The following is an 8,458-nucleotide window of genomic DNA, read 5'->3' as shown; positions in this document are numbered from 1 at the left end:
CTCACCCCAACCCTCCCCCCGCAAGAGCGGGGCGAGGTGGCTCGCTGCGGTCGGGGTTACTACTTCTCCCGGAACGCCCGCTGCATCTGATCGGCCAGCGGCTTCATCAGGTAGGACAGCATCGTCCGCTCGGCGGTGCGGACGAAGACTTCGACCGGCATGCCGGGCATCAGGTGGGTCTTGCCGAGCTTGGCGATCTGGTCCGGCGGGATCGCGATCCGGACCACGAAGTAGGACGCGCCGGCCTTGTCGTCGCGCGACACATCGGCGCCGATCCGCAGCACCTCGCCGTCGATCTCCGGTGTGGTGCGCTGGTTGAAGTTGGTGAAGCGCAGCATCGCGGTCTGACCGATCCGGATCTGGTCGATGTCCTGCGGCGCGATATGGGTTTCGACCAGCAGCTGATCCTGGTCCGGCACGATCGTCATGACGGTTTCGCCGGCGCCGATCACGCCGCCCTTGGTATGCACCGTGAGGTCGTGGACCAGCCCGTCCTGCGGCGCGCGCAGTTCGAGCTTTTCGGCGGCGTCGCGGGCCGCGACCTGCTTTTCGACGGTTTCGGACAGCTTGGCGCGGACCTCGGCGAGCTCCTTGGCGACGTCGCTGCGGAAGTCCTGGTCGACCTGCAGGATCTTCAGCTCGGTCTCCGAAATCTTGCCCTTCGCTTGCGCGATCGCCGCGGTGAGCTGGCCGCGCTCGCCGAGCAGCCTTGCGGAATCGCGCTGCAGCGAGGTCAGCCGGTTGATCGACACCAGCCGCTGATCCCACAGCTGCTGCACGCCGACCAGCTCCTTCTCCAGAAACTCCGTCTCCTGCTTCTTGGCGGTGAGCTGATCGCCGAGCCCGGCGATCTGTTCGGTCAGCTGGGCGATCTGTTCGCGCAGCTGCCGCTTCTGACCTTCGGCGGCGTCGCGGCGCAGGTGAAAGAACCGGCGCTCGCCGGCCACGATGGCGGCGGCGGTCGGATCGGTTTCGGCGGTCAGGACCTCGGGAAACTGCACATCGTCGCGGGTGTCGCGCTCGGCTTCGAGCCGCGCCTGCCGCGCCTCCAGCTCCCAGCGGGCTTTCTCGACCGCGGCCAGATTGGCATGCGCAACGGTCTCGTCCATCCGCAGCACCACGTCGCCGGCCTTGACCCGGCTGCCGTCGCCGACGCGCAGCTCCTTGACGACGCCGCCGGTCGGATGCTGCACCTTCTTGACTTCCGACTGCACCACCAGCGAGCCCGACGCGATCACCGCGCCGGCCATCTCGGTGGCGGCGCCCATGACGCCGATGCTGACCAGCATGAAGCCGGCCGCGATGACGACCGCGATGATGTGCTGGCGGATCGAGTGCGATGTGCTGGTCATGTGCGGGCCTCTTCGGTCGCGGCTGCGCGCTTGCGCTTCGGCGCGGCGGGTTTTGCGGCGGCGGGCTTGACGGCGGCGGGCTTGGCGACGGTCGCGGCGGGCGGCTGCGGCGCCAGCAAGGGCAGCACCGCTTCGGTGCGGCCGAAGGCCTGCATCTGACCGCCGTTCAGCACCAGCAGATGATCGACCGCGGACAACAGCGTCGGCCGGTGGGCGACGATCACCAGAATGCCGCCGCGCGCCCGCACCCGCCGGATCGCCTGCAGCAGCGCCTGCTCGCCCTCGGTATCGAGGTTGGAGTTCGGCTCGTCGAGCACCACCAGGAACGGATCGCCATACAGCGCGCGGGCCAGCGCGATGCGCTGCCGCTGGCCGCCCGACAGCATCGAGCCGCCGTCGCCGACTTCGGTCTCGTAGCCGTTCGGCAGCCGCAGGATCATGTCGTGCACGCCGGCCTCGCGCGCCGCCGCGATGATCGTGGCCGGGTCCGGTGCCGCGGCGAACCGCGCGATGTTCTGCGCAACGGTGCCGGCAAACAAAGCGACGTCCTGCGGCAGATAACCGATCGCTTCGCCGAGCCGCCCCGGATCCCACTGCGCCAGCGCGGCGCCGTCGATCCGGATCACGCCGCGCAGCGCCGGCATGATCCCCACCAGCGCGCGGGCGAAGGTCGACTTGCCCGAGCCGCTCGGTCCGATGATCGCCACCGCGCTGCCGGCCGCGAGCTGGAAGCTGATGTTGTTGACCACCAGGCGCTCGGTGCGGAGCGCCGTGACGCTGACGCTGTTGACCTGCAGCGAGCGCTGCGGCCGCGGCAGTTCGGTGAGCGCGGTGGCCTGCGGCATCGCATTGAGCTGGCCGCACAGCCGCTGAAACGCCTCGCGGCTGGCGATGAACCCGCGCCAGTTGGCGATCGCCAGTTCGATCGGCGCCAGCGCCCGCACCGACAGGATCGTCGCCGCCAGCATTACGCCGGGCGTGGCTTCCTGCAGCACCACCAGATAGGCGCCGAGCGCCAGGATGCCGGATTGAAGGGCCGTGCGCAGAAAGCGCGAGGCACTGCCGAAGCCACCATTGAGGTCGGCGACGCGGCGCTGGCCGTCGAGGAAGGTGTCGCTGCGCTCGGTCCAGATCTGGCGCATCCGCGCGCCGATCCCGAGGGCCCGCACCGTCTCGGCGTGATGCACGGCGGTTTCGGCGGCCGTCCGCCGCTGATTGGCAAGGCCGACCAGCGCCCGGGTCGGGGTGCGGGTCGATAGTTCGGTGGCGATCGTAATGGCGCACAAAGCGAGCGCGCCGATCGCGACGCCGACGCCCATCAGCGGATGAAACAGCGCGCAGACCAGGATGTAGATCGGCGTCCACGGCAGATCGCAAGCGGCGATCAGTCCGCTGCCGGCGATGAAGCCGCGGACGCTGTCGAGATCGCGCAGCGTCTGAAGCGGATCGCCGTCCCGCCGGGTCAGCGCGGCATGCTGGGTGCTGTCGAACGCAGCGTCGCGGACCCCGCCGTCGAACGCCTCGCTGATCCGGTGCAGCAGCCGGCTGCGCAGCGAATCGACGACGCCCTGAATGATCAGCAACACCGCGACGATCAGCAACAACCCGGTCAGCGTCGACAGGCTGCGGCTCGGCAGCACGCGGTCGTAGACTTGCAGCATGAACAGCGGGCCCGCCAGCATCAGCAGGTTGATCAGCGCGCTGGCCACCACAATGACCACGAGCGGGACGCGAATTGCGGCCAGCGCGGCGCGGATCGCAGGGGGGAGCGTCGAAAGCCGCAACCGGGAGCCGATCATCGGGCGTTCTCGTCTTTTATGTTTGATGGGATTTTGACGACGGAGCGACTTGGAAAGGCGCGGGACGTATCCCGCGCCCTCGATCAGACCGGGCAGGTTCAGATGATCTGTGTGCCGCCCAGATGCAGCAGGCCGTGATCGCCGCCGATCGGCGCGATCGACGCGACGTCTTCGATCGATCCGAGGTCGGACAGCGGCGCGCCATCTGTCGAGGCGATGCTGGTTATCTGCGCGATGGTGCCGACCAGTCCGTCGTTGCCGCCCGCGAGCGGGGCCAGCAACGGAGCGGGCGCGTCGGTGTTGACGCCGATATCGGCGACCTGCGGTCCGTTCGGTCCCACGTCCACCACGTTGACGTCGATCGGCGATTGCGGGCCGGTGCCGGTCGCGGCGAGTGCGTCGACGACCAGCGGCGAGGTGCCGAGACCGTCGACATTGGCATCGACCAGATGCCCGCTCGACGAATGCGACAGATCGCCGACGACGCCGCTGAGCAGGCCACTTTTGCCGTCTGCTTCGGTGCCGCCGAGCGTCAGCAACGGATTGGACTGCAGATCACTCCCCACGCTGCTGATCAGCTCGGGGATCGGATTGAGCGCATCGGGTCCGTTGAGCACCGAATTGCCGAGCCCGGCGGTCGCATGGACGACGTCCGTCAGGTCGGTGCCGATGTGGTCGAGCGAACTGCCGAGATCGCCGTTGAGCGTATCGCCAGGCAGGTTGAGCACATCGGTCAACAGGTTGCTGTTACCACCTGCACCGGGCTCCGCTCCCAACTGACCGAGGCCGATGGTCTCGCCCAGATTGGTCAGGCCATGCACGATGCTGGCCGTGCCGGTTTGATCGGACAGCGACTCCAGCACGTTGTGGAGGTCGAGCACCGCGGCGTTGGCGACGTTGAGCACCGGCTGGGTCACGGCGTCCTGACCCGCGAGATGAAGCGGGACGGCGCCGCCGAGCGGCGACAACAGGTTGTCGACCAGACCGCTCACGCCGATCGGGTCGGTGATGCTGCTGTTGGCGCTACCATCGGCCGAGGAGCCGCTGTTGCCGGCTGAGGCGCTGCCCTCCGCACTGGTCGAGCCCTGACCGCCGGCACCCGCCGAAGCCGAGGCATCGACCGGAGGAGTGTCGGTGGCGCCGCCGGCGGCCGCCCCCCCATCAGCCGAAGCGCCGGGCGCGTGAGCGTCAGTCGACGGACCAGCGGCCTCCGGCGATGGGCTTGCCTGTGCGCCATCCGCGGGCGGCGTGCTGGATCCAGGCTGGGCTGCAGCCTGTCCGTTGCCGGAATCCGTCGGCTGGGACGGCCGGGCGTCGAGGGTGCCGCCGGGCACGTTCTGCATGTTGGCAGCGTTCGCCTGCTGACCGCTCGACTGGGACTCGCTGCCGGGCTGGCCGAACGTGCCGCCCTGCGGCTCGGAGGTGGCCTGAGGCTCGGCGAAAACCGCGGCCGAACCCATCATCGCGTTCATGCGGTCCGGAGAGGTGCCGCTGTCGGTGGTGCTCATCACTTTTTCTCCACGTCGGTTTGTGCGTGGAAATTCAAGGGCGGAACACCTCTTGTGGTTGCGACAGGAAGGAATGCGCGCAGGGTTCCTGGATAATGGCTGGTTAGCAAGACGCCGCGAACTTTCACGCTGGCGTTGTGAAAGGGGGGCTGTGAAGCTTACCGCACATGCGAAAACGGCGGCGCAGATTGGATCCGCGCCGCCGCATTCAGACGAAGAAGTGGTTTGCTATCAGGCCTTTTGCAGCAGGCCTTCGCTCTGCAGCGCTTGCTGCACCTGCGGCCGAGCCGCGACGCGGGCGCGGAGCGCGGACAGGTTCGGGTAGGGCGCCAGGTCGATCTTCATCCGGTCGCACCAGGTGAGGATCACGAACAAATAACCGTCCGCCACCGTGAAGGACGAGCCCATCAGGTAGTCCTTGCCGGCGAGCTGCTTGTCCGCATAAGCGAGATATTTGGCGATCCGGTCCTTGAAGAACTGCTTGGCATCGTCGCCGAGCGTCGGGGCGAACAGCGGACCGAAGCTCTTGTGCAGGTCGGTGGAGATGAAGTTCAACCATTCCTGCAGGCGATAACGCTCCGGCGTGCCGTTTTCGGGGGCGAGCTTACCGCCACCGACCTTGTCGGCGATCATCTGGACGATCGCCGGGCCCTCGGTCAGGACGCTGCCGTCGTCGAGGCCGAGCGCCGGGACCGACCCCTTGGGGTTGATCTGCGTGTAGTCGTCGCCGTTTTCGGTTTTCTTCGCCCGCAAATCGACCTTCACCAGCTCGAATGGCAGGCCGGATTCGCTCAGCGCGATGTGAGGCGACAGCGAGCACGCGCCCGGCGCGTAATAAAGCTTCATCGAGATTCTCCTGGGAGATCATGGAAAAAAGAGCGTCCGGCGATTAAATGCGCCTGCATGGAGGAGTCAAGATTGATGCATCTGCATCCGCTGGAGTAGACTCCTGCCACGATGGATGAGGCGATGAAACGTAAACCCTCGACCGAAGCGACCGCAGCCTGGGTCCGCCTGATGCGGGTGCGCAGCCGTGTGCTGGATGCGGTCGAGCAGGAATTGAAGAAGGCCGGCTTTCCGCCGCTTGCCTGGTATGACGCGCTGCTCGAGCTGACGCGCGCGCCGGGCGGCGAGATGCGGCCGGTCGAGCTCGAAAAGCAGATGCTGATTCCGCAATACTCGACCTCGCGCCTGATCGACCGGCTGGTCGACGAAGGGCTGGCGGCACGCCGCGAGTGCAAGATGGACAAACGCGGCCAGTTCGTGGAAATCACCGACGCCGGACGCGAGTTGCAGAAGAAAATGTGGGCCGCCTATTCCGCCGCGATCGAAAAGCACGTTGGGTCGAAACTGTCCGACGCCGACGCCGGCCGATTGTGCGGGCTGCTCGACCGGCTCGGCTGCGCCTGCACCGGCACGCCGGCCGTGCCGGACGACCAAGACACCGCGGCGGCGCGATGATACACAGCTCACCTTTCCGGCTCGCGGTCGATTGCATCCGCGGCTCCCACCCTGCGCCGTCGACTGCTGCGCGCTGATACCGGAATTCCCATGGCGCGTGACCAGATCGATATGACGCCGCTGAACTCGCGCGACGAACTCGTCGGGTGGATCGAAGCGGGCATCAAGCCGCCATGCGACTTCCGCATCGGCACCGAGCACGAGAAGACGCCGTTCACGCTCGATGGCCATCACCCGGTGCCCTACGAGGGCGCGCGCGGCATCGAGGCGCTGCTCGAGGGCATGCAGATCCTGCTCGGCTGGGAGCCGATCATGGAAGGCCCGCACATTATCGGGCTGCACGACGTCACCGGCGGCGGGGCGATCTCGCTGGAGCCAGGCGGTCAGTTCGAGCTGTCCGGCGCGCCGGTCGACAATGTGCACCAGACCCACGCCGAGCTGATGGCGCATCTGGCCCAGGTCCGCGAGATCGCCACCCCGCTCGGCATCGGTTTCCTCGGCCTCGGCATGACCCCGTCGTGGTCGCGGGAAGACATCCCGGTGATGCCGAAGGGCCGCTACAAGATCATGACCAACTACATGCCGAAGGTCGGCCGCTACGGCCTCGACATGATGTACCGGACCTGCACGGTCCAGACCAATCTCGACTTCTCGTCGGAAGCCGACATGGTCAAGAAGCTGCGCGTCTCGGTGGCGCTGCAGCCGATCGCCACCGCGCTGTTCGCCAATTCGCCGTTCACCGAAGGCAAGCCGAACGGCTTTCTGTCGTTTCGCTCCGAGATCTGGCGCGACACCGACAACGCCCGGTCGGGCATGATCCCGTGGGCGTTCGAAGACGGCATGGGGTTCGAGCGCTGGGTCGACTACGCGCTCGACGTACCGATGTACTTCGTCAAGCGTGGCGATCAGTATATCGACGTGTCGGGTTCGTCGTTCCGCGATTTCTTCGACGGCAAGAACGACAAGATGCCCGGTGAGCGTCCGACGCTGTCGGACTGGGCTAATCACCTGTCGACGATCTTCCCCGAGGTGCGGCTGAAGCGCTATCTCGAAATGCGCGGCGCCGATGGCGTGCCGTGGGGACGGCTGCCGGCGCTGCCGGCGTTCTGGGTCGGCCTGCTGTACGACGACACCAGCCTCAATGCGGCGTGGGAGCTGGTCAAAAGCTGGACCGCTGAGGAACGTCAGTCGCTTCGCGACGAGGTGCCTCGGCTCGGCTTCAAGTCGAAGATCGGCAACCGCTTCTTGTTCGAGGTCGCCAAGGAGTGTCTGGTCCTATCGCATGCCGGCCTGCGCCGTCGCGGGCGCATCGATGCGTTCGGCGCCGACGAATCCAAGCATCTGGCGCCGCTCGACCATATCCTCGCCGCCGGCCGTTCGCCCGCCGAGGAGATGCTGGAGAAATATCACGGCGCGTGGAGCCGTTCGGTCGCTCCGGCATACGACGAATACGCGTTCTGAACCTGATCGCTTCGTACGCGGCAATCCGCCGCGCTTCGCGACTGTGTGCGCTGTCAGCGGGTGTTACAGCGTTGCAAGGCGCTGCGTCGGACAAGACATCTGAAAGAACGGCATGACGGAGCGGGGCATCTGTGCTTGGCTCCGCGGGCGGCACTTTCGAAACTGTGAGCCAGGTTAAACAGCCGTTCATCGCGCATACAGGTCGAGCGCCGTCTGATGGCATTTGGAACTGCGGCCCTCTGAATATTTTGCAAGTTCGAAGTGGGCCTGATCGAGAGCGAGCATTAATGCGACGAGGCGGCCTGGTCAGGGCATGGTTACTCGTGCTCGTCGCGGCTGCGGCGGCGTTGATGCCGCATGGCGCGCGGGCGCAGGTGAACTTCGATCGCCCCGGCGCGGACTATCTGCGCGCCCCGGTGTCGAGCAACGATCCGGCCGATTGTGCGCTGATGTGCGAACGCGACCGGCGTTGCCGCTCGTGGACGTTCTCTTATCCGCAGGCGCCGGAAGACGGTGCGTTCTGCTGGCTGAAGAGCGGCGTACCACAACGCAGTGCCAGCAATTGCTGCGTCTCCGGCGTGCGCGGCGCCGGCGTGATCGAGCCGCGCAACGGATCGGTCGAGGCCTCGATCGATCGCTTCGGTGGCGACTATCGCAATTTCGAGATGAAGTCGGGCGAGGCCGACGACGCCTGCAAGGCCGCCTGCGAGGAAGACAACAAGTGCCGCGCCTGGACTTTCGCCCGCGCCGGCCTGATCGGGCGTAACGCGCGCTGCTTTTTGAAGAACCAGATCAAGCCGCCGAGGCGCAAGCCGGGGTTTGTATCGGGGGTGGTGCGGTAATTGACGTCGTCACTAAGCGAAGACCGGTAGGATGG

At 66.7% G+C, this 8,458-nt stretch carries 7 protein-coding genes; 3 read left to right on the top strand and 4 right to left on the bottom strand.

Going from position 1 to position 8,458, the window contains the following annotated elements:
* Positions 1-59: 59 nt before the first annotated feature.
* The 4 genes from LPW26_RS22920 to gstA form a co-directional block, all read right to left on the bottom strand.
* The gene (locus LPW26_RS22920) at positions 60-1,352 is read right to left on the bottom strand and encodes an HlyD family type I secretion periplasmic adaptor subunit (RefSeq protein ID WP_238738029.1); all 1,293 of its coding nucleotides are present in this window, start codon (positions 1,350-1,352) and stop codon (positions 60-62) included.
* On the bottom strand, positions 1,349-3,151 hold the full coding sequence (locus LPW26_RS22915; protein ID WP_238738028.1) for a type I secretion system permease/ATPase: 1,803 nt from the start codon (positions 3,149-3,151) through the stop codon (positions 1,349-1,351). Before LPW26_RS22915 ends, LPW26_RS22920 begins: the two co-directional genes overlap by 4 nt.
* 98 nt (positions 3,152-3,249) lie before the next feature.
* On the bottom strand, positions 3,250-4,659 hold the full coding sequence (locus tag LPW26_RS22910) for a hypothetical protein (protein ID WP_238738027.1): 1,410 nt from the start codon (positions 4,657-4,659) through the stop codon (positions 3,250-3,252).
* A gap of 231 nt (positions 4,660-4,890) precedes the next feature.
* A complete protein-coding gene (gene gstA, locus LPW26_RS22905; RefSeq protein WP_238738026.1) occupies positions 4,891-5,505 on the bottom strand; it encodes a glutathione transferase GstA in 615 nt (204 codons plus the stop codon).
* Between the two features lie 123 nt (positions 5,506-5,628).
* Between gstA and LPW26_RS22900 the strand changes: the two genes are divergently transcribed.
* The 3 genes from LPW26_RS22900 to LPW26_RS22890 all read left to right on the top strand — a co-directional run bounded on the left by LPW26_RS22900 (position 5,629) and on the right by LPW26_RS22890 (position 8,423).
* A complete protein-coding gene (locus LPW26_RS22900) occupies positions 5,629-6,120 on the top strand; it encodes a MarR family winged helix-turn-helix transcriptional regulator (RefSeq protein ID WP_238738025.1) in 492 nt (163 codons plus the stop codon).
* Positions 6,121-6,210: 90 nt separating this feature from the next.
* Positions 6,211-7,581 (top strand): glutamate--cysteine ligase, encoded by a 1,371-nt coding sequence (locus LPW26_RS22895; RefSeq protein WP_238738024.1) that lies wholly within the window; start codon positions 6,211-6,213, stop codon positions 7,579-7,581.
* Positions 7,582-7,868: 287 nt separating this feature from the next.
* Positions 7,869-8,423, top strand: a complete 555-nt coding sequence (locus tag LPW26_RS22890; RefSeq protein ID WP_238738023.1) for a PAN domain-containing protein — start codon at positions 7,869-7,871, stop codon at positions 8,421-8,423.
* Positions 8,424-8,458 lie beyond the last annotated feature (35 nt).

Origin of the sequence: Rhodopseudomonas infernalis (genome assembly GCF_022271405.1) — a bacterium.
Taxonomy (GTDB): domain Bacteria; phylum Pseudomonadota; class Alphaproteobacteria; order Rhizobiales; family Xanthobacteraceae; genus Rhodopseudomonas; species Rhodopseudomonas infernalis.
Note: the sequence above shows the minus strand (reverse complement) of the source record. Positions and strands in the feature narration are given on the sequence as shown.